19 protein-coding genes and 1 tRNA gene are annotated in these 20,393 nt (G+C 55.0%); 13 read left to right on the forward strand and 7 right to left on the reverse strand.

Annotated elements, in window-relative coordinates; genetic code table 11:
* Nucleotides 1-290: 290 nt before the first annotated feature.
* The 4 genes from codB to G403_RS0119395 all read left to right on the forward strand — a co-directional run bounded on the left by codB (nt 291) and on the right by G403_RS0119395 (nt 4,463).
* Nucleotides 291-1,541 (forward strand): cytosine permease, encoded by a 1,251-nt coding sequence (codB, locus tag G403_RS0119380; protein WP_036234698.1) that lies wholly within the window; start codon nt 291-293, stop codon nt 1,539-1,541.
* Between the two features lie 8 nt (nt 1,542-1,549).
* A complete protein-coding gene (locus tag G403_RS0119385; RefSeq protein WP_027855460.1) occupies nt 1,550-2,773 on the forward strand; it encodes a PucR family transcriptional regulator in 1,224 nt (407 codons plus the stop codon).
* A 454-nt stretch (nt 2,774-3,227) separates the two neighbouring features.
* A tRNA-Gly gene (locus G403_RS0119390) sits at nt 3,228-3,301 on the forward strand.
* 103 nt (nt 3,302-3,404) lie between these two features.
* Nucleotides 3,405-4,463: a peptidase M42 gene (locus G403_RS0119395; RefSeq protein ID WP_027855461.1), complete on the forward strand. Its 1,059-nt coding sequence runs from the start codon at nt 3,405-3,407 to the stop codon at nt 4,461-4,463.
* A gap of 23 nt (nt 4,464-4,486) precedes the next feature.
* Here the strand turns inward: G403_RS0119395 and G403_RS24000 are convergent, their stop codons facing one another.
* Nucleotides 4,487-5,404 (reverse strand): LysR family transcriptional regulator, encoded by a 918-nt coding sequence (locus G403_RS24000; RefSeq protein WP_036234701.1) that lies wholly within the window; start codon nt 5,402-5,404, stop codon nt 4,487-4,489.
* A gap of 102 nt (nt 5,405-5,506) precedes the next feature.
* Here G403_RS24000 and G403_RS0119405 point away from each other — a divergent pair, with 102 nt between their 5' ends.
* The 6 genes from G403_RS0119405 (at nt 5,507) to G403_RS0119430 (ending at nt 10,035) form a co-directional block, all read left to right on the forward strand.
* Entirely contained in the window at nt 5,507-6,139 is a 633-nt protein-coding gene (locus G403_RS0119405; RefSeq protein ID WP_036234704.1) for a class I SAM-dependent methyltransferase, read from the forward strand.
* Nucleotides 6,140-6,249: 110 nt separating this feature from the next.
* Complete coding sequence (locus G403_RS0119410) at nt 6,250-6,909, forward strand: c-type cytochrome (RefSeq protein ID WP_084404124.1); 660 nt, start codon at nt 6,250-6,252, stop codon at nt 6,907-6,909.
* Between the two features lie 2 nt (nt 6,910-6,911).
* A complete protein-coding gene (locus G403_RS0119415) occupies nt 6,912-7,898 on the forward strand; it encodes a c-type cytochrome (RefSeq protein ID WP_027855464.1) in 987 nt (328 codons plus the stop codon).
* Nucleotides 7,899-8,101: 203 nt separating this feature from the next.
* Entirely contained in the window at nt 8,102-8,527 is a 426-nt protein-coding gene (locus tag G403_RS0119420) for a ketosteroid isomerase-related protein (RefSeq protein WP_027855465.1), read from the forward strand.
* A gap of 48 nt (nt 8,528-8,575) precedes the next feature.
* Complete coding sequence (locus G403_RS0119425; RefSeq protein WP_027855466.1) at nt 8,576-9,169, forward strand: hypothetical protein; 594 nt, start codon at nt 8,576-8,578, stop codon at nt 9,167-9,169.
* The gene (locus G403_RS0119430) at nt 9,166-10,035 is read left to right on the forward strand and encodes a carbon-nitrogen hydrolase family protein (RefSeq protein WP_027855467.1); all 870 of its coding nucleotides are present in this window, start codon (nt 9,166-9,168) and stop codon (nt 10,033-10,035) included. Before G403_RS0119425 ends, G403_RS0119430 begins: the two co-directional genes overlap by 4 nt.
* A 24-nt stretch (nt 10,036-10,059) precedes the next feature.
* Here G403_RS0119430 and G403_RS0119435 read toward each other — a convergent pair whose 3' ends face one another.
* The 6 genes from G403_RS0119435 to G403_RS0119460 all read right to left on the reverse strand — a co-directional run bounded on the left by G403_RS0119435 (nt 10,060) and on the right by G403_RS0119460 (nt 15,845).
* Complete coding sequence (locus G403_RS0119435) at nt 10,060-10,518, reverse strand: DUF3237 domain-containing protein (RefSeq protein WP_027855468.1); 459 nt, start codon at nt 10,516-10,518, stop codon at nt 10,060-10,062.
* Nucleotides 10,519-10,576: 58 nt separating this feature from the next.
* The gene (locus G403_RS0119440) at nt 10,577-11,599 is read right to left on the reverse strand and encodes a TRAP transporter substrate-binding protein (RefSeq protein ID WP_036234708.1); all 1,023 of its coding nucleotides are present in this window, start codon (nt 11,597-11,599) and stop codon (nt 10,577-10,579) included.
* A gap of 234 nt (nt 11,600-11,833) precedes the next feature.
* Nucleotides 11,834-13,138, reverse strand: coding sequence for a TRAP transporter large permease (locus tag G403_RS0119445; RefSeq protein ID WP_027855470.1), 1,305 nt, complete (start codon nt 13,136-13,138; stop codon nt 11,834-11,836).
* Entirely contained in the window at nt 13,128-13,625 is a 498-nt protein-coding gene (locus G403_RS0119450) for a TRAP transporter small permease (RefSeq protein ID WP_027855471.1), read from the reverse strand. The genes G403_RS0119445 and G403_RS0119450 overlap by 11 nt, the downstream gene beginning before the upstream one ends.
* 71 nt (nt 13,626-13,696) lie before the next feature.
* Nucleotides 13,697-14,707, reverse strand: a complete 1,011-nt coding sequence (locus tag G403_RS0119455) for a DctP family TRAP transporter solute-binding subunit (protein WP_027855472.1) — start codon at nt 14,705-14,707, stop codon at nt 13,697-13,699.
* A 136-nt stretch (nt 14,708-14,843) separates the two neighbouring features.
* Complete coding sequence (locus tag G403_RS0119460; protein ID WP_027855473.1) at nt 14,844-15,845, reverse strand: AraC family transcriptional regulator; 1,002 nt, start codon at nt 15,843-15,845, stop codon at nt 14,844-14,846.
* A gap of 157 nt (nt 15,846-16,002) precedes the next feature.
* On the opposite strand from G403_RS0119460, the gene fadB reads away from it, so the two are divergent.
* The 3 genes from fadB to G403_RS0119475 form a co-directional block, all read left to right on the forward strand.
* Nucleotides 16,003-18,132, forward strand: a complete 2,130-nt coding sequence (fadB, locus tag G403_RS0119465; protein WP_027855474.1) for a fatty acid oxidation complex subunit alpha FadB — start codon at nt 16,003-16,005, stop codon at nt 18,130-18,132.
* Nucleotides 18,133-18,186: 54 nt separating this feature from the next.
* Nucleotides 18,187-19,965 carry an acyl-CoA dehydrogenase family protein gene (locus G403_RS0119470; protein WP_027855475.1) on the forward strand — a complete coding sequence of 593 codons (1,779 nt, stop codon included), beginning with the start codon at nt 18,187-18,189 and terminating at the stop codon, nt 19,963-19,965.
* 33 nt (nt 19,966-19,998) lie between these two features.
* A partial coding sequence (locus G403_RS0119475) for an electron transfer flavoprotein subunit beta/FixA family protein (RefSeq protein ID WP_027855476.1) occupies nt 19,999-20,393 on the forward strand: 395 nt, incomplete at its 3' end.

The raw sequence follows: 20,393 nt of genomic DNA on the forward strand, positions 1-20,393 counted from the left end.
TTCCATGATGGGCTCCTTCTTTACGATTGGTTGAGTCAACTACCAATCTGGCACATAAATGCCATAGGAGGGGGAGTCCATCCCATTTCCCTAACTAGGATCTTACGTTGATGTTTAGCTCGACAGGACGAAGAGTTTTGGCGGTGTGCATGTTGCACAGCAGTTTTATAATTTCTGTATACAGAATAACCGGTGTATAGGCGTAGTATGCTTAAACTGGCATGCCCGGAACGGGGGTTGCTCTGAAGGTTAGTGAAAGCAATCTTCCAATTAACCTTCGGGATACGATTATGGAAACGACAGATTACCCTTTGAGCGAAGTGCCCAAAGACAAACGTAAGGGGCTCTTTTCGATCTCAGTTGTACTACTTGGCTTCACCTTCTTTACGTCTACGATGTGGGCGGGAGGGAGTCTTGGTCAGGCGTTTGAATTTAAGGAGCTTATGGTTGCCATCCTGATTGGTAACCTGCTGTTGGGAGGGTATGCAGCCACACTGGGCTATATAGCCTGCAAAAGTGGTTTGAATACGGCGTTGATGGGACGTTTCTGCTTCGGCGAGGTGGGCAGCAAGTTGTCTGACTTCGTGCTGGGCTTCACGCAGATCGGCTGGTATGCCTGGGGCACCGCGACCATGGCTATTGTGCTGGTCAAGACTACAGGGCTACCCGAGTCCTTCGAAATTCCTTTGATGATATTCTTTGGCTTCGCGTTTTGCTTGACTGCCATGGTGGGTTACAAGGGCATGGATATGCTCTCTCGTATCGCTGTTCCAGCGATGATGCTTTTTATACTGGTCAGTCTCTATACCGGTATTGTTGATGTGGGCGGTTTCGCGGGTCTTGCGGGTCAGAAGCCGACTGAGAGTATGGGCTTTGCCGCGGCAATTACCGTGATAATCGGTACCTTTGTTTCCGGTGGTACTCAGGCTACGAACTGGAGCCGTTTTGCCAGCAGCCCCAAGGTTGCCGTCATCGCGACTATGGCAGCTTTCTTTTTTGGTAACGGACTGATGGTGCTTACCGGCGCGCTTGGCTCTCTGATCTACCAGCAGGCTGATATCGTCGATGTGATGCTCGCGCAGGGATTTGTGATTCTCGCCGTACTGATGCTGTTCCTGAATATCTGGACGACACAGGACAACACCATCTATAACTTCGCTGTCGCCGGCTGCAATTTGATGCGCACCGATAAACGCCGTCTCGTTACGGTCGGTGGTGCGGCCATTGGCATCGTTCTGGCTGTAGGCGGTATGTACAATATGCTGATTCCTTTCCTGGTTCTGCTGGGTACCTTTATTCCGCCCATCGGTGGTGTGATCATGGCGGATTTCTGGGTAAAGCACCGTGGCGAATATCCCAAGCTTCAAGAGACTGAGCTGCCCGCATTTAACTGGATCGGTTTGTCGTCCTACGCTGCAGGCTCCGCTGCCGCCTATTTCTCCCCGGTGTTGCCGCCAGTGGTCGGTGTTTTTGCAGCGTTGATCGTGTATTCGGTGTTGATCAAAGCCACTTCTGCCCAGCCTGCGCTGAGTGAGGCTTAAGGCTCTGTATGGCGATCACCTGCGCTGACATTACTCGCTTACCTGGCCTGGAAACGATCCGCTTTCGGGCTGGGCTTCAAGGGGGCAATCGCGTTGTACGCTGGCCCTACTGTGCGGAGAACGACAGCATAGCGCCCTGGGTAAGCGGTGGAGAGTTGGTTTTCGTAACGGGTATTAATCATCGCCGTAACGAGTTCAATCTACTTCAACTGGTTGAAGAGGCCGTTCAGTATGATGTGGCTGGTTTGGTGATACTCACCGGGCCTGAGTACATACAGACGATTCCAAACCGGGTGTTAGAGCGGGCCAATCAGGTTGGGCTTCCCATATTAGAGCAGCCTTATTCCTTAAAGTTGGTTGTAGTCACTGAGGTGATCAGCAACGCGATTGTGCAGGAAAACTTGATTGGTCAATCCACCCGCTTGTTTTTGACTCGGCTAATTAACGGCTTCGCTGATACTCCAGAGCTCATTAGGCTCAAAGCTGCGGAGCTTGGCTTAAAGGATGAGCAACCTTACCGCATCTTGGCCTTGAAAACCGATCAGTGTCATCAGGAAGTAAGCAAACCTGACCGGTCTCACAGCCACGAATGGCACTTCGGCTTGAACCAACTTGAGCAGCAGGTGGAAAGTCTGCTCAAGCGTCGAAGTATTGATTGGCCGGTGCTGCGGTTTGATAAAGACCTGATAGCGATCTGGCCCTGTGATAAGGATCAGCAGAGCAGTCAGGCTGAAGAGCTACAGGCAGCACTGGACCGTGTTCAGACGCAACTACCTCACGCGCCCATTTTTATGGGGGTCAGTGATTTCCAAACGACGCTTAGCCAGCTATCCGGTGCAGTAGAGCAAGCGCGCCAGGCGTTGCAGTTCGTTGTTCAGGGCAAAGCACAAAAGCTGTTTTTTTTCGATCAGCTGGGCATCGCTCGTCTATTCGCTGCGATACCGCAACGTAAGCTGCTTACCCAGTTTTGTGAGCAGCAACTTGGAGCCCTCTGCTTCGCCCAAGACAGTCAGTCTTTAGCTTTGAAAGAGACGCTGATCTGTTACTTGAATCATTTTGGTAATCAGCAGCAGACCGCCGATACGCTGGGAGTTCATCGCAATACCCTGCGCCAGCGGCTTGCCCGGATAGACCAAATACTGGGCCATAGTCTGAGTGATCCTTTCACCCGTCTGAATGTGCAGAATGCGCTGCTGATCGAGCAGATCATCCTGCAGCGGCACGGCCTATGATGTTGACCCCGTTTTTGAGATATGAGTGTTGTGAATATTGGAAATGCTGAAGGTTCAAAGGGGTTCTAGACAATACCTTTAGAAAGAGGAGGACAGGTCACTAAAAGTTCCCGATATAAATAATGTGCTAATCAGGGGGAGGGTTTTCCTTGGGGTCAGGTCATCCCACCCCAGCAGTATCACTGGAAAACGACTTTTCCCCTAGAGCTATACGAACGCTCTGGCCGCTGATATCAGTTACGTTGATCCGCTTGTCACGCTTTTTCCAGCTACTTGGTTGTCGTTTTGAAGTCAGTCATAGCTTTCCCTGTATCACAAAAGCTGCTTCTATATCGTTCTGATAGCTGCCGAACGATTCTTGAATAGAGCACCAACATCTCTGTAAGCCATTAACCACGCGGGATACGTTGCCTGCGCTCGCTGTACTATGCTTTAATCATCCAAGCAGAAATCCGCGGGTGTAGTTCAATGGTAGAACGGGAGCTTCCCAAGCTCTTAACGTGGGTTCGATTCCCATCACCCGCTCCAGCCTTGCTGCCCGAATAAAACAATTGCTGCATATTGGATCAACAGTTGACTCGGCTTTCTGTAGCTGCCGGCTCCATCCAACTATTGAAGAAAGAAACTAGCGATGGTGAATACCGATTTCATTGATCTGCTCAAAACCCTGATTCGCCAACCCAGTGTGGTTGGGGCCGAGCACTCTTTCTTCAGGGTGCTGCAGCGTGAGCTGGAAGAACGCGGCGCCAAAGTGACCTGGTATGAGGGGTTGCTGGTTGCGCAGGGAAAAGACCCGTTTAGCCTGATGTTTTCGGCGCATATCGACAGGCATGGCTTGATCTGCACGGGCCCTAACGAGTTTCAGTATTCGGCGTTTATCGCGGCCAATAGAACGGACCTGTTGAATAACTCGGTGTCTGAAGAGTTGATGACAAAGATCACCGAGCGTTATCAATCCCACCCGGTATTCGCATACGAGCCTTGGTCCGGTGCCTATAGGGGCAGCGGTACCATCAAAAACACCTATGTGTGTGAATATAGAAACAACCTGATTTTCGAGATTGACGGGCTTGAAAGTGTGGTGGCTGGAACACCGGTCGCGTTCAAGGATAAGTTGAAGCTCGATGATGATCGTATATACGGCCAGCTCGATAACGTGTTGTCGGCTGCTGCGCTGGTTCATCTGTTTAGTCAGGGTTTCGAAGGGACAGCGTTTTTTACGGCTCAAGAGGAAGCGGGTAAAAGCTGGCGCTACCTGCTCGAGTGGTTCCGCCGATTTGGCGGATCAACCAATAGACTCTTTGTTGTCGATACCAGTCCTTTTCCGGATGCTGAGGCGGCTAATAAGCAGCAGCTGGTTTTAAGAACAAAGGATGCCAACGCGTCATTTAATGACGATGCGACCAGGATTGTTGAAGAGATCTGTATGCGCGGTGGCTTGAGCTATGTCTACAAGGACAGGTATGTGGAAGAGCTTAACAAGCAGCAGATATCCCAAGGGGAGAAGCCGCGATCCATCGGCAGTACCGAATTGGGCAGGATAATCGCGAGCTCCAATGGGTTGGTCGATGGCTCAACCATACAGGTCCCCACAACGGGCTACCATACCATGGAGGAGTCCGCGTCCTGGGAGTCGGTGGAGGCCTTCATCCAGGTGTTGAGCCTGTTACAAACTGAAGTTCGTAATTAGTTAAGTATTTCCGCCTCTGCTCCCTAGTCGGCATTCTGGCTGGTGGTTTCGGTCAGGTTCTTCAACTCTTGTGCTAAAAGGTCGTAAACAACCCGGACACGTCGGCTGGTGTGTAACTCCCGGTGAGCAACCAGCCAAACCGGAATTTCCAGGTCGAACAGGTCCGGTAGCACACAGACGAGATCGTCAAAAAGAGCGCCGGTATCCATCGGCAGGAAACCCAACCCAAGTCCTTCGCGGATCAGTTGCAGCATACAGTTGCCGCTGGCGGTTCGAGTGCGGAACTGCTCGGGGCGTAGCCTGAGCCCCTGTTCCGCCAGTCCGGTGATGAGCGCCTCCGTGTCATCAATGCCGACGAAGTCCTGATCTGCCAGGTCGTCGAAACTCCGGGGCGTGCCAACCTCGTCCAATAGCCTACGGGCGGCGTAGATGCGGGCGCGTAAAGATCCAATTCGGCGAGCGATCAGGTCCGGTTGTGTCGGTTGGGTATGACGGATAGCGATGTCCGCCTCTCGCTGGAGCAGATCTCGAATCTGGTCGGAAGCAACCACTTCCACCAGGATACCTGGAGCCTGCTCGCGCAGTTTTCGCAGCATCGGTGGCAGGTAATAAGTGGCCAGCATCTCGGTTGCCGTGATGCAAACGTTCCCCTCAACCGCCTGGGACTGCCCGGAGGCTACCCGTGAAATCCGGTTTGCCGCTTCCGCCATCGTCTGCACATGTTCCAGTAGTTCAAGGCCGGCCGAGGTCAGGCGTAGCTTGCGATGACCACGCTCAAACAGGGTTACGCCCAGCGATTGCTCTAACCCGGTTACCTGACGGCTCAAGGTGGGTTGAGTCTGTTGGAGTGCACGAGCAGCGGCGGAGAGAGAGCCCTCTTCGGCGGCGGCAAGGAAGGCACGTACCTGGTTCCAGTCGAAGGCGATGTTATTCCAGTTCATCGATTTATGTATGGCTGATGATCGAATTTAGCCATTCTATAGCTGATTGGCGTATGGTCAAATGAGCGTACGAACAACGCAGCACCAGTCAGGGAATCCATTATGGCCGTCACATCATCCGAGTTCTGGGATCGAGTCGCTGCTGGTTACAGCAAGCGCCCCATCGCCGACACCGAAAGTTATGCCAGAAAACTGGCCGCGACACAGGCACTTATGCACCCAAACATGCAGGTGCTGGAGTTTGGGTGCGGGACCGGGTCGACAGCGCTGGAACATGCCCCACATGTGTCGCAAATCGTCGCGACTGATCTATCCGCTACGATGATTGCTATCGGTCGCGAGAAGGCGGCGCGTGCTGGGGTGGGTAATGTGAATTTCAGGCAGTCAGGGGTTGAGGCGTTTGAAGCGCCCGATGGTCGTTTCGATATGGTGCTGGCGCTGAATCTCCTTCACCTGCTACCGGATCGTGCGGCGGCGCTGTCAAAGATTCACCGGTTGTTGAAACCGGGCGGTGTATTCATCTCGAGTACGGTTTGCCTTGCCGACCGGATGTGGTTCCTGCGACCGATTGTTCCGATTATGCAGTGGTTTGGAAAAGCGCCCTATGTGAGTTTTCTGAGAGTCGATACGGTATTGCAGGAAGTGGTAACGGCCGGCTTTGAAGTACAGGAGCACTGGACACATAGCCGTGCAAACTGTCTGTTCCTGGTCAGTAAAAAGGTTGGTATTGGCTAAGTGCTCTTGTGAGACTGGGGCGAAGATCACGCCTTCTAAAGCTACAAGAATCAAGTATACTTTGTTTGTTAGATATATCTAAATTAGAAAAATCAAAATAAAGGTGGTTCATGCTGAAACATTATAAGCCGCTTGCGCTGATGGGGGCTTTGTTCACTGCCGGTGCTGTGCATGCACAGGGAGTAGTCGCGAATGGGCAGACTGTTGTCATGAAGGGGGATGGCAGCGGTGCTCCTTGTCTTGCGTGTCACGGAATGGACGGTGCCGGTAATGATGCGGCAGGATTCCCGCGTCTTGCCGGGCTCGACGCTGACTATATTGCCAAACAGATCCGTGACTATAACGCGGGGTCGCGGGTCAGCCCTATCATGCAACCCAACGTCGACAATCTTTCCGAACAGCAGATTCAGGATGTGGCCGCGTATTACGCTACGCAGCCTGTACCCACTGCAAGCAGCGATAGCGATGCAGAGCTTGTCGCCAGTGGTGAAGTGCTTGCAACGCGCGGTGACTGGGATAATTACATCCCCGCTTGCGAGAGCTGCCATGGCCCGGATAGTCAGGGCATGGGGGCCACCTTCCCGGCGCTGGCCGGCCAACATCCGACCTATATCAAACAGCAATTGATGGCCTGGCGTAGTGGTACCCGGTACAACGACCCCAATCAATTGATGACCGGCGTTGCTGAGCGCTTGAGTGACACACAGATCGAAGCGGTTGCCGCCTATCTGGGCAGTCTGCAGGCCGTTTCGGCGCAGGGAGGGCAGTGATCATGACGTTATTTAAAACGACGCTACTGACCGCTGCAGTTGTGATGACTCAGCCCCTGGCCTTTGCCGCTGAACCCAAGGTGCCGGTCCAGTTGCCCGAGTATAAAGAGGGGCAGTATATCCATCAGGCCCCCACGATCGATGACCTGATGAGCGATGAGTCGATTCATCCAGAGCTGCGTAAAGTGATCCTCAAAGGTCACGATATGTTCATGAACACTCAGCAGTTCCGCGGCAAGTACGTATTCAACGATATGAACTGCAAAACCTGCCATATGGGGGAAGGGCGTATGAACTGGTCGGCTCCGGTGTGGCCGGCAGCAACCACCTTGCCTGATTACCGTGGCAAGAATAAGCACGTCAACTCGCTTGAAGAGCGTATTGCCGGATGCTTCGCCTACTCGATGAATGGCACACCGCCCGCCTATGGCAGCGACGATATGCTGGCGCTGGCGGCCTATCACCAATGGCTGGCCAAGAGTGCACCGGTGTATGAAAAGAACATCGGCGGACGTGGTTTCAGCCATCTCGGTAAAAACATTCCGGAAGATATCTCCTATGAAAAAGGGGAAGCGGTATATCAGGCCAACTGCGCGATCTGTCACGGCAACGACGGGGCCGGTCAGAAAAAAGCGGGTAAGGTTGTTTTCCCACCGTTATGGGGGGATGGCGCCTATAACTGGGGTGCCGGTATGACCCGTATCTTCACGGCGGCTTCGTTTATCAAGAACAACATGCCGCTGAGCAAACCTGGCTCATTAACCGATGAGGAGGCCTGGAATGTCGCCTGGTATATCAATAGCCAGGAGCGTCCTCAGGACCCGCGCTACACGGGGAATGCCAGGGAAACACGTGAAAAATATATCAACTTCCACAAGCATTCCCGTTACGGCACCGAGGTTAACGGTGTTGTTCTGGGACAGCACGACAATACCGGCGAGAAACCCTTCCTCAAGCCGGATAACCTGAAACCACGTACATTCGACTGATATCAGCGCCCAATAGCGGCGGAGTTTTCCGCCGCTATCCCTCATCCAAGCGGTTTCTTTCTTACGCTCTACATTGTCTTCACACTGTCCGACTCAAATTGATACATAGGTGTCGCAATCCTGATGGTTCAGTTGGCGGTGGTATTGCACTATCTGAACCCAGATAGATACGCCCGACGACCGTTCGATTTGAGAGGAAACGCATGAGCCGTGCAGCCACTGAAGCATTGATCTTCGAGTACTACCGCACCTTCAATCAGGGAGATATGGATGGGTTCCTGAGCCTGCTGTCCGATGATGTTGTGCATGACATCAATCAAGGCCAGCGAGAAGTGGGGCTGACCGCCTTTTCACGTTTTATGGCGCATATGAACCGCTGCTACCGTGAGCAGCTGTGTGAAATCTCGATCATGAGTAGCGCCGATGGCACCCGCGCCGCCGCCGAGTTTGTGGTTCATGGCGAATACCTGGAAACCGATGAGGGCTTACCCGAAGCTCGCGGTCAGATCTACCGTCTTCCCGCCGGTGCTTTTTTCCAGATACGTGATGGCAAGATCGCCCGCGTTACCAATTACTATAACCTGAACGACTGGCTGTCCCAGGTAGGCGCAACCCAAGCGAGCGCATGACCCGGCTGAACGTTTGGTAGATGGCGAAAAACGGGTATGATCCCGGCCATGAATAAAACCCGATTGATGACACTGCGTGGCGCTGAACTGGAGCCCTGGCTGGCCCATGTGGCGGCGCTGCGCATCCGCGTATTCCGCGATTTTCCCTATCTCTACGATGGCAGTGAGGCCTATGAGGCTCAGTATCTACGCACGTACGTGGAAACCGACTCTGCAATCTGTGTTCTTGCACTGGATGGTGACTGCGTCGTTGGGGCCTCCACCGGGCTTGCTCTCAATGATGAGACGGCCGCTTTTCGTAAACCCTTTGAGCAGGCCGGTATGGATACCGCCGATATCTTCTATTGCGCTGAATCTGTACTGCTGCCGGCGTATCGCGGCGGTGGAATTTACCGCCACTTTTTTACAGAGCGGGAAGATCAGGCGCGCCGGCTCGGGAAAACGCTGTCGGTTTTTTGCGCTGTTCAGCGGCCCCAGAATCACCCACTTCGACCGGTGGACTATCAGCCCCTGGATGAAGTCTGGCAGCGTTTCGGATACCGCAGCGCCCCTGGCTTGATTACTCAGTTTGGTTGGAAAGATATCGATCAACCTGAAGAGAGCGATAAGCCGATGCAGTTTTTTTGTAAGAGGTTGGGATGAATCGCGTACTGAAACTGGCAGCGGCCCAGTACCCCATCGATTTTGTTGGTACCTGGGAGAATTTCCGCGCCAAGATCATCGGCATGGTGGAAGATGCTCGCTCACAGGGGGCTAATTTTTTGCTCTTTCCCGAGTACTTCAGCATGGAGCTGGCCTCGCTGTTTGAGGCTGACGTCTACAGCTCCCTGTCGGCTCAGCTGGAGATGATGCAGACCCTGCATGAACCCTTTCTGGAGCTGTTTACAGAGCTGGCTCAGGCGTACCAGATACATATCCTGGCCGGTACCTTTCCGCTGCAGCTCTCCAGAGAACGTTTCGTCAACCGCGCCTGGCTGTTCAGGCCCAGCGGCACGTGTGACTATCAAGACAAGCTGCAGATGACGCGGTTTGAGTCTGAGCAGTGGTTTATCAGCGCCGGTGATGAGATTCGGGTGCTGGATACGGTGTTTGGCAAGGTTGGTATCTGCATCTGCTATGACAGTGAGTTTCCATTGATCGCCCGTCGTCAGGTGGAGCAGGGGGCTGATCTGATTCTGGTACCCAGCTGTACCGATACCCAGGCCGGTTATTACCGGGTCCGTATCGGTTGTCAGGCCCGTGCGCTGGAAAACCAGTGCTTTGTTGCTCAGGCACCAACCATTGGGCAGGCCCGCTGGTCAGAAGCCGTTGATATCAACTCTGGGCGTGCCGCTATTTACACGCCGGTGGACTATGGCTACCCGGATAACGGCGTTCTGGTTGAGGGCGCAGAGGGCGAACCCGGCTGGGTCGTGGCTGAGCTGGACCTGGAGGCCCTGGCCCAGGTTCGCGCCGAGGGCCAGGTGTTCAACCATCGGGACTGGAGCAGCCAGTTTCGATTTTCCTGATACCGAGACGGATCGGAACCCCGGTCAGCTCACGGCGAAAATAGTCAGCTCAACGCAATCCGGGCGACGAATGCCGGTGCCCACGAATACGCGCTCGGTAATCCACTGAAAGCGTTCCGATGCCGTCTCGAAAACCGGTGTGCAGCGAAAATAGATCTCGGATGGATCCACGGCTACGCCGTCAATCAGCTTCTGGGTGACTTCCGGGGAAGCCACGCGCACGGCCCGATTCTGAATGAAAATGCGTTCGCCGCTGTCCAGTTCGACGATGTAGCGTGCATCGAGCTCAGCCCGGCGGGCCGTTGCGATCAACTGAAAATCCGCGCCCGCACTTAGCACACGGCCCTGCCAGTCTGTTCCTTTTATTTCACCGCCGGTGATGGGAATGACCCGTCGCAACCCAGCATCGATTTGACCGACCTCGATCGGAGCGTCCACTTCCACGCGCAGTGTTGCAAAATACTCTAGAGCCGGTACATCCACGCTATATTCCTTATTCTGGCAGTGGGCCAGCGTGTGGCTGGCCCCGCTCGCTGGAGCTTTAGTGGTCGTAGTTATCAACGATATTGCGGAACTCGGCAAGCGCAGCCGCCGCATCAACATCGCGATCCGCTACGGAATCGATCCAGATCTGATCGATGCCTTTACGCAGCTCATTAAGCTGCTGAACCCGTTTATCATCAGGCTCCAGGCGGACGACGTTGACGCCTTTCGCTTCCGCCTCGGCGATCCCGGCCTTATCGCCTTCGCCCCAGGCCTGTCCTGCCAGCTTGGCGAGTTTCTCGCCTGATACGCTCATGATCGCGTCCTGATCTTCCTTACTCAGATCAGCAAACACGTCGGGGTTCATGAAAATGGTAAAAGCCGTGGTGTAGAGACCCTTAGGGAACAGCGTAAGATCGGTGCTGACCTCGGCAATATGCAGGAATTTCTGGTCCAGTGCGGGCAAGAAGGTACCGTCAACCACACCTTGCTGCATCATCTCATAGGATTTAGGCGCGGGTGCACCCACCGGGCTCACACCCATCCTTTCGGCGAGGGTTGATACCATACCGCCACCGATGCGCATCTTCTTGTCCTTCAGGTCGTCGAGATCGTTTACCGGAAAGCTCGTATTGAGTTGTCCGGGGCCGTGAACAAACATGCTCAGAACATGAAGGCCTTCGTACTCGCCAGCTTGTTCAAAGTATTTTTTGTAGACGCGCCAGAGTGCAACGGAGCCTGATTCAGCGCTGCTAATCTCGCCTGGAATCTCAGCTACGCTTGGCAGCTTGAAGCGACCGGACAGGTAACCATTTACACTAAAACTGACATCCACAACACCGTCTTCAACGGCGGCGAACAGGGTTTTGGGATGGCCTGAATGGTTTTCGATTTCAATGTTAACACGGCCTTCCGTTGCTTCCTCAACCCACTTGGCCCAGGTCGGCCAGACGGTTTCGTTTTGCGGGCTGGTAGGGGGGAGCCAGGTGGCGACGCGCAGCGTGGTTTCCGCGGCGTGGGTTGAGAGAGTAATGCCGAGGCCCAGAGCGCCGAATAATGCGTTTTTGACGATGCTGTTCATGGTTTTTCCCATTGTTTTTGTTTTCAGGAAAAGTGGGGGTTTTCTGCTGTGAAAACGATGCCCTTACACGCCTGACAATATTTGACGCAAAAACAGTTGTCAACATAAACATATTGACAAGAAAACCACCTGGTTGGCAGCAATGATCGGGTGACTTGAGGGACGGGATCTTGAGTAAAGCGAGGGGAAACAGGTCACCGGGACAGGCCTATCCCGGTGACTAGAGCTGTCTGGTTACCAGTTGCCAACCACGTAACCGAGTTTATCCGGGAGCCAGAGTGCCAGGCCCGGAATCAGCATTACCAGCAGCAGGCTGACGGCCATCGAAAGGACGAAGATCAGGGTCCATCCCAGCGTCTGTTCCAGCCTTATATTGGCGATACGGGTTGTTACCATCAGATTGACGGCGACGGGAGGTGTGAACTGGCCGATCGCGATATTCATCGCCAGTAGAATACCGAACCAGACCGGGTTCCAGCCAAAGTGCTGCATCAGTGGCAGAAGGATAGGAATCAGAATCAGGTAGATCGAGATGGCATCCAGCAGCATGCCGGCAAAGAGTACCAGCAACATGACCAGTCCGAGCAGTATCCAGCCGTTATCAGACAGCGACAGCATCGCCTCAGCCAGATGGCGGAAGGTGCCCAGCGTTGTGCCTGCCCAAGCAAAAATCCCTGCCAAAGCGATGATAAACATCACAATACCCGAGGTGATAGCGGCATCACCCATCAGATTCCAGAGGTCCTTCAGGGTCAGCTTGCGGTAAATCAATGTACCGACCAAAACACCGTACGCAACGGCGACCACGGCCGCTTCGGTCGGAGTGAACAGGCCGGAGCGTAAGCCGCCGAGTATCAGCACCGGAGCGAATAGCGCAGGCAATGCTTGCCGGAAGCTTTCACCCAGCGGTGGGCGTTCGGTGTCCTCAGGATTCTCCCAGCCGTAACGACGAGCCAGAAGCCAGGCCGGAATCAGCAGGGATAGTCCTGCCAAGACGCCAGGAATCAGACCCGCCGCAAACAGTGCACGTAGATCCACACCCGGTACGACGATCGAGTAAAGGATCAGCGCGATGGAGGGCGGGATCAGAATGGCGGTTGAGGATGATGCGGCGATCAGCGCTGCTGAAAATGGTTGCGGATATCCCGCACGCTTCATGCTGGGCAGCATCACCATAGCAACGGCTGCCGCATCTGCAGGTCCAGAGCCGCTCATACCGCCCATAATCAGGCAGACCAGTACGACGACCACGGCCAAACCGCCATGGCGGGGACCAATCAGGGCTTGAGCAAAACGCACAAGGCTTGCTGCAACCCCGGCATACTCGAAAATCAGGCCGGTCAGAATAAATAAAGGAATCGCGATCAGCGGGTATTTGGCGATGCTGTTATAGGTATTGGTGCCCAGGGTCGCCAACATATCGGGGGAGAGTCCGGCCAGAATACCGATCATGCCGCCGAGCCCCAGAGAAACAGCAACGGGTACGCCTAAAAGAAGGGCCAGCAGGAAGCCTGCAATCATTAATAGGTCAGCTGTCATGGGAGGCTCCAACTGCGTGTGAGTGGCCTTTAAAGCGATCAATCAGGTTCTGAGTGAGTCGAATCATGATGGCCACGGAGAGCAGCGGCAGCCAACTGACATAGATCCAGTTGGGTAGGCCAAGGCCCGGCGAGAGGGACTCCCACTGATACTCTTCCATCGCGAAAATCGTGCCGTACCATGCTGCGCCACCCAGCACAGCCAGTCCTGCGGCCCATTGCAGAATATAAAGCAGAGGAAGCATGGCTCTGGGAACATGGTGTTCCAGCAGCTCAATGCGGATGTGCTGGTTTTCGCGCGCAGCGGCAGCGGCACCGGCGAAAGTTACGATGACAAGCAGAAAAACCGAGAACTCTTCGGTAAATGCGAACGACGCATCAGTGGCGTAACGGACAACCACATTTCCGAGGCTGATCAAACAGATAATCGTCAGTGCCAGCGCGGCCAGGAAACGCTCCGGTCGGGCCTTGGGCGGTCTGGATGACATGGGGACTCCAACAAACAAAAAGCCCGCCGCGTGAGAACGGGCGGGCGGGACAGATTAACTAACCAGTGTGATTACGGATTACGGTTGGCCACCGCCTCCTGGGCTTCTTTGACCAGCTCTTCACCGATCTTTGGAGTCCAGGTTTCATACACGGCCTGGGTTGCCTCAACAAAAGCCGCGTGCTGTTCCGGAGTCAGGTCGGTGACCTCAACGCCACGTTCACGAATCTTCGCCAGCGTCTCCTCCAGCTCGCTTCGAGATTTTTCGATCTCCCACTTACCGGCGTCGATGGCTGCCTGTTTCAGCAATGCCTGATCTTCCGGCGAGAATGTACGCCATACGCGTGTGCTGACCGCAAAAACCAGCGGGTCAGCCATGTAGTGCCAGCGGGTCAGGTATTTCTGGCCGACCTGGTCGATACGCGCTACGTCAAACACGGACAGCGGATTTTCCTGACCATCCACGGCACCGGTGGTCAGCGCGGGCTTGGCATCGGCCCAGCTCATCTGGGTCGGGTTGGCGCCCAATGTGCTGAAGGTATCCTGGAATAGCGGTGAACCAACCACTCGGATTTTCAGACCCTCGAGGTCTTCCGGGGAGCTGATCGGCTTCTTGGAGTTGGATAGTTCGCGGAAACCGTTCTCACCCCAGGCCAGCGGAGTGACGCCACGCTTTTCGATGGCATCAAAAATTTTCTCGCCGGTTTCGCCCTGCGTGATCGCATCGATCGCCTTGTGATCCGGCATCAGGAAGGGAAGTGAAAACAGGTTCAGCTCCACCACCTGAGGTGACCAGTTGATCGTAGAACCGACCGCCATATCGATCAGTCCTGAGCGCATGGCGGAGAACTCCTTGGTCTGGTCGCCGGAGACCAGCTGGGCGCTGCTGTAGATCTTCATATTGATCCGGCCGTCAGAGCGCTCTTTGACCAGTTCGACCCACTTGTCGGCAGCCTGGCCCCAGGGGAAAGCAGAGGGCAGTACGGTCGAAACCGTATACTCGGCTTTATATTCCGCGTGGGCGAGAGGGCTGAGAAGCAGGCAGGTTGCAGCAGCGGCAATGAAAGAACGTGCTTTGATCATCGGGGCATCCTTATCGATGTTTTTGTCTCAATATCCCTGCGTCAGGATATATGGGGCCTTAATATGCCCGAGCCCGGATGCCGGGTAAAGCGTGAGTCCCGAGTTTATAGGCGACTGCAAGTGCCGGTTTCGTGAGCTACCGTTTGAAGCGCTGCGGACTGGTGCCGGTCCACTCTTTAAATGCGCGGGAGAACGACGCGGTTTCGGTATAGCCCAGCGTATGTGCAATCTGAGAGATCGGTAAATGGCGTTGAGAGAGCAGGTGAATCGCTGTATCGCGCCGGGCGATGTTCTTGAGTTCCTGAAATGCCGTTTTCTCCTCCGTTAGTTTGCGCCTCAGGGTGCGGGCCGTGATATTGAGCATCGCCGCAATATCTTCGATCTGCAGGTTAACGAAATCCTGATCAGGCATCAGCGCGTCGAGTACCCGGCGGGTATAGGCTTGGTAGTAATGCTGGCGCTGGAACCAGTCAAGCGGGGCGCGTCGCAGGTGGCGACGCAGGGTTTCCGGCGTCTGAACCACAGGTAGCGAGAGCCGGTCTGCCGGGAAGTAGAAACGGTTCACGGGCTGATCGAACCGCGCCGGACAGGGGAAAAGGAGGGGGTACTCTTTGGCGTGGGCCGGCTTTGAGAAAGCGAAATCGATCCCCAGCAGTGGTATACGCTGTCCGATCAGCCAGGATGGGAAGCGGTGCCAGATCAACATCAGAAAATCGACCAGCATATGATCCTGATCCAGCTCCGGGGCCGTCAGGGCCATGCTTAGGCTCGCGATCTTTTCATGGCTTTCAAACTCGATCCTGATAGCGCCAGATACCAGGTTATAGAACCGCGACAGATGGCGATATACGGCGCGCAGGTTGCCGCAGTGTATGGCCTGTCTTGCCATTAATGTAAAAATACCGTGGCGACACTGGCCGATTCCCATCCCCAGAAACTCATCATCCTCGATTCTCCACGCCGCCTGTAGCAGCTTAGCGAGCTGCTCCGGTGTAAGGCGCATCTCCGTTTTTGTTAACAAACCCGGGTTAATGGCGGCTTCTTCCAACATTGGAGCCGGGTCGTGGCCAAGACGTCGAGCGGCATTAACGACGGCGCATGCGTAATGGATTGAGGCGGTCTGATTATCGAAACTCATGGCACAGACTGGTAGTGGAAGTTTCGCTATTTTATCAGCGATGTCCGGAAATGCTAATTTTTCGGCTGTATCTGACATTGGATCCCGGTTACAAAATTGTAAAACTGGCCGCAAATAACAGAGGGCTACCGAGAATGCCCTCAGGCAGGAGGTTTTCATGTACAGCGGCAAGTCACTTTCACTCACTCATATCGATTCCCATCCGGGGCTGGTGGAGCTGGTCATCGACCAGGTCGACAGTTCCGTCAACTCCATAGGAAATGAGTTCCTCTCCGAGCTAAAACAGGTTTGTGAGGTTCTGGAGGGTGATAGCGCTATTCAGGGTCTGCTCATCACCAGTGCCAAATCGTCTTTCGTGGTGGGCGCGGATGTATTTCAGTTCCCGCCTCTGTTTGAAGGCGCTGAAGAGGATTTCAGTCAGTGGCTGGTGGAGGCGCATAAAACATTCAATCGGGTGGAGTCGCTGTCATTCCCCAGTGTCTGCGCGATAAACGGCCTGGCGCTGGGTGGTGGACTTGAGCTTGCATTGACTGCCGACGCCCGGGTTATTGCCGAGCCCGCCAAGGTCGGTTTCCCGGAGGTTACGCTGGGGCTATGCCCGGGCTGGGGTGGAACCGTGCGCGCGGTTCGTATGAGCGGAGTTCAGCCGGCATTGTCACTGATGCTGAATGGGAAGCCGGTTGGCGCCAAACAGGCGGTGGAGCTTGGGTTGGCTGATCAGCTAGCGAGCGCAGAGTCACTCACAGCAGACGCCGTCGATCTGTTGGCACGGCTGGTTAATGGCGAGCTTGATAAGCAGACCTACTTCGATCATAAACGTCAGACGTTGAACGTTGATGCAGTCCCAGAGCGGGCGGTGTTGGAAGAGGAGTTCGCTCGCCTGCTGAATCCGGATTATCCGGCCGCACAGGAGATGCTGGCGTTGGTGCTTGAGCACGCCACGCTGCCGTTTGATAAAGCACTGGAGTGTGAGCGGGCGGTATTTAAACGGCTGGCTGCAACCCACAGTACGCAGAGCCTTGTGGGTCTCTTTATCAATACGCAGCAGGTAAAGCGGGTCGCCAAGAGCCAGTCCAAAGCGGCGGTACCCGTCTCGCAGATGGCTGTTCTGGGTGCCGGTATCATGGGCGGTGGTATCGCCTACCAGTCAGCGGTAACCGGCACGCCGGTGGTGCTCAAAGATATCAATCAGGATGCGCTGGACCTGGGTATCAGTACAGCCAGTGGTGCGCTGGATAAGCTGATCAAGAAAGGTCGGATGGATGAGGCCGGAAAGAATGACTGTCTGGGTTTGATCGATCCAACTCTCGAGTTCAAAGACTTCGATTCCGTGGGGCTTGTCGTTGAGGCCGTGGTGGAAAACGAAAAGGTAAAACATGCGGTTCTGGGTGAAACTGAAGCTCACCTGGCTTCTGATGCGATCCTGACGTCTAACACCTCCACCATCTCGATCACCGCATTGGCGCAGGGGCTTAAGCGTCCGGAAGATTTCTGCGGGATGCATTTCTTCAATCCGGTACCGATGATGCCGCTGGTCGAGGTGATCCGGGGCGAGAAAAGCAGTGATCGTGCAATCGCTACAGCCGTCGAGTGTGCGGTAAAGATGGGCAAAACACCGGTTGTGGTGAACGATTGCCCCGGTTTCCTGGTTAACCGAGTGCTTTTCCCCTATTTCAACGCGTTCAACCGACTGCTGCACGATGGCGTCGACTTCCAGCGTATCGATCGTGTAATGGAAGGCTTTGGCTGGCCGATGGGCCCGGCGTATCTGGCTGATGTGATCGGGCTGGATACCATGGTGCACGCGGACAAAGTGTTGCAGTCGGGGTATCCGGAGCGGATGGGCCATGATGACCAACCGATCATCGAATTACTTCTGGAGCAGGGCGCACTTGGTCAGAAAAACGGGCGAGGATTCTACGATTATTCGGAAGGGCCGCGTAACAAGAAAGCGGACAGCCGGGCCCTTGAGATCATCCGTGACCGCGTTGAGCGTCAGTCTACATTGAGCGATCAGGATATCGTCGACCGCATGATGATTCCCATGTGTCTGGAGTCGTTCCTGTGTCTGGATGAGGGGATTGTTGCGTCCGCTGCGGAAGTGGATATGGGCCTGATTCTAGGGCTGGGTTTCCCGAAATTCCGGGGCGGTGCATTGCGTTATATCGATCATACAGGCGCTGACGCGTTCGCAAGCCGTGTCGAGCGCTGGCAGGGTGCGGGCCCGCTTTACCAGTTGCCGCAGAGTTTTGTCGAGCATAGCCGCAGCCAAAAACGTTTTTTCTAAACCGACTATAGCGGATGGCCGCGTTATAGCGGCCTCCTGACAGAGGTATAAAAGATGTCTGAGTATTTCCACCCCTACCGTGACGCAGCCTTTGTTTTGCGTGAACTGGTCGGTTTTAACGCATTATGCGAGAAAGCCGGTCTTGATGAGATCAACGAAGAGCTGGCCGAAGCAATTCTGGAAGAGGCGGGCAAGTTTGGAACCGAGATCTGGGCACCGCTGAATGTTGTCGGTGACCAGAAAGGTGCTTCGTTGAATGACAAGGGCGTACAGGAGACCGAAGGTTTTTCCGAGGCCTACCAGGCGTTTGTTGAAAGTGGCTGGCCGACGTTGACCCACGGTGAGGAGTTCGGCGGGCAGGGACTGCCTAATGTATTGGGTACGGCGGTGAACGAAATCTGGCAGTCCGCCAACATGGCTTTCGGTCTGTGCCCGATGCTGACCCAGGGTGCTACAGAGGCGATCAGTCATCACGGTAGTGATGAGCTGAAAGCGGTCTGGCTGCCCAAGATGGTCTCCGGTGAATGGACCGGCACCATGAACCTGACCGAGCCGGATGCCGGATCCGACCTGGCTGCCATTAAGTCCAAGGCGGTCCCCGAGGGTGATCACTACCTGATCTCCGGTCAGAAAATCTTCATCACCTGGGGCGATCATCAGATGACCGATAACATCGTTCATCTGGTGCTGGCACGTTTGCCGGATGCGCCGGCCGGCGTTAAGGGGATCTCTCTGTTTGTGGTGCCCAAGTTCCTGCTTAATGAGAATGGCGAGCCGGGTGAGCGTAACGATGTGCGTTGTGTTTCCATAGAACACAAGCTGGGTATCCATGGCAGCCCCACCTGCACCATGAGCTTTGGCGACAACGGCGGTGCGATCGGTTATCTGGTAGGCGAGCCCAATCAGGGGTTGGCCTACATGTTCACGATGATGAATCACGCGCGCCAGGCGGTGGGGCTTCAGGGGCTGGCAATATCCGAGCGGTCATACCAGCAGGCAGTAGAATATGCCCGTGAGCGTACCCAGGGGACACGTAAAGATGGCAGTAAAATCGCTATCATCGAGTTTCCGGATGTGCGCCGAATGTTGATGCAGATGCGTTCCTCCATCGAGGCAATGCGCGGTGTGGCGCTGCTTGCCGCCGCTGAGGTGGATCGTGCCAAGGGAGCTGGAGACGAAGAGGAGGCGCAGCGGCACCTGGCGCGGGTTGAGCTGTATACTCCCATCGTCAAAGGCTGGATTACCGAGCTTGCTCAGGAGCTGACTTACCTCGGGGTGCAGGTGCACGGCGGTATGGGGTTTGTCGAAGAGTGTGGCGCGGCTCAGCACTACCGTGATGCCCGAATTCTGACAATCTACGAAGGCACGACCGGCATCCAGGCATTGGATCTGGTAGGACGTAAAACGATTCGCAACAACGGCGTTGCTATGACTGCGCTGCTCGATGAAATTGGCGAAGCCTGTACTCAGGCTGGCGCTAGTGAAGCGCTCACAGACCTGGCTGACGCCTTGTCTCAAGCACTGAGTGATGCGCGCACCGCAGTGACCTGGTTGCTCGAAAAAGGCAGTCAGTCCGCCAGCGCCCCGGGGGCTGTCAGTGTGCCTTTCATGATGTTGATGGGGTATCTCTGTGGGGCCTGGGCGATGGTGCAGATGGCTCAGAAGGCTTCTCAGCTGGCCGAGAGTGGAGAGGGCGATACTGAATTTTATAACGCCAAGGTTGCCACCGCGCGCTTCTACTGCAAACATCTGTTGCCGCGCGTTAAAGGGCTGCTCGACACCGTTGTTGAGGGTAGTGAGAGTGTTATGGATCTGCCGGAATCTCAGTTCTGATTCGGTTACCTCCACTGATTGAAGGATAAAACAATGAAAATACTAGTCAGCGTAAAGCGCGTGATCGACTACAACGTCAAGGTCCGCGTCAAAGCCGATAACTCCGATGTGGATCTGGCCAACGTCAAAATGGCCCTGAACCCGTTCTGTGAGATCGCCGTGGAAGAGGCGATCCGCCTGAAGGAAGCGGGCGTTGCCTCCGAGGTGGTCGTGGTCTCCATCGGCCCCAAAGCGGTTCAGGAACAGCTGCGCACCGCCATGGCATTAGGCGCCGATCGCGCCATCCAGATCGACACCGACGAACTGCCTGAGCCTTTGAACGTGGCCAAACTGCTGGCCAAGGTGGTTGAGGAAGAGCAGCCGGGCCTGGTGATCCTCGGCAAGCAGTCCATCGACTCCGACAACAATCAGACCGGCCAGATGCTGGC

This window comes from Marinobacterium litorale DSM 23545 (genome assembly GCF_000428985.1).
In the GTDB taxonomy this organism is placed as follows: domain Bacteria; phylum Pseudomonadota; class Gammaproteobacteria; order Pseudomonadales; family Balneatricaceae; genus Marinobacterium_D; species Marinobacterium_D litorale.

Excerpts from the sequence above, each read along its gene's own strand:
- G403_RS0119410 (WP_084404124.1), top strand. The coding sequence starts at position 6,250 with ATGCTGAAACATTATAAGCCGCTTGCGCTGATGGGGGCTTTGTTCACT.
- codB (WP_036234698.1), top strand. The coding sequence starts at position 291 with ATGGAAACGACAGATTACCCTTTGAGCGAAGTGCCCAAAGACAAACGT.
- G403_RS0119420 (WP_027855465.1), top strand. The coding sequence starts at position 8,102 with ATGAGCCGTGCAGCCACTGAAGCATTGATCTTCGAGTACTACCGCACC.
- G403_RS0119430 (WP_027855467.1), top strand. The coding sequence starts at position 9,166 with ATGAATCGCGTACTGAAACTGGCAGCGGCCCAGTACCCCATCGATTTT.
- G403_RS0119440 (WP_036234708.1), bottom strand. The coding sequence starts at position 11,599 with ATGAACAGCATCGTCAAAAACGCATTATTCGGCGCTCTGGGCCTCGGC.
- G403_RS0119455 (WP_027855472.1), bottom strand. The coding sequence starts at position 14,707 with ATGATCAAAGCACGTTCTTTCATTGCCGCTGCTGCAACCTGCCTGCTT.
- G403_RS0119460 (WP_027855473.1), bottom strand. The coding sequence starts at position 15,845 with ATGAGTTTCGATAATCAGACCGCCTCAATCCATTACGCATGCGCCGTC.
- G403_RS0119385 (WP_027855460.1), top strand. The coding sequence starts at position 1,550 with ATGGCGATCACCTGCGCTGACATTACTCGCTTACCTGGCCTGGAAACG.
- G403_RS0119405 (WP_036234704.1), top strand. The coding sequence starts at position 5,507 with ATGGCCGTCACATCATCCGAGTTCTGGGATCGAGTCGCTGCTGGTTAC.
- G403_RS0119395 (WP_027855461.1), top strand. The coding sequence starts at position 3,405 with ATGGTGAATACCGATTTCATTGATCTGCTCAAAACCCTGATTCGCCAA.
- G403_RS0119470 (WP_027855475.1), top strand. The coding sequence starts at position 18,187 with ATGTCTGAGTATTTCCACCCCTACCGTGACGCAGCCTTTGTTTTGCGT.
- G403_RS24000 (WP_036234701.1), bottom strand. The coding sequence starts at position 5,404 with ATGAACTGGAATAACATCGCCTTCGACTGGAACCAGGTACGTGCCTTC.
- G403_RS0119415 (WP_027855464.1), top strand. The coding sequence starts at position 6,912 with ATGACGTTATTTAAAACGACGCTACTGACCGCTGCAGTTGTGATGACT.
- G403_RS0119450 (WP_027855471.1), bottom strand. The coding sequence starts at position 13,625 with ATGTCATCCAGACCGCCCAAGGCCCGACCGGAGCGTTTCCTGGCCGCG.
- G403_RS0119425 (WP_027855466.1), top strand. The coding sequence starts at position 8,576 with ATGAATAAAACCCGATTGATGACACTGCGTGGCGCTGAACTGGAGCCC.
- G403_RS0119445 (WP_027855470.1), bottom strand. The coding sequence starts at position 13,138 with ATGACAGCTGACCTATTAATGATTGCAGGCTTCCTGCTGGCCCTTCTT.
- fadB (WP_027855474.1), top strand. The coding sequence starts at position 16,003 with ATGTACAGCGGCAAGTCACTTTCACTCACTCATATCGATTCCCATCCG.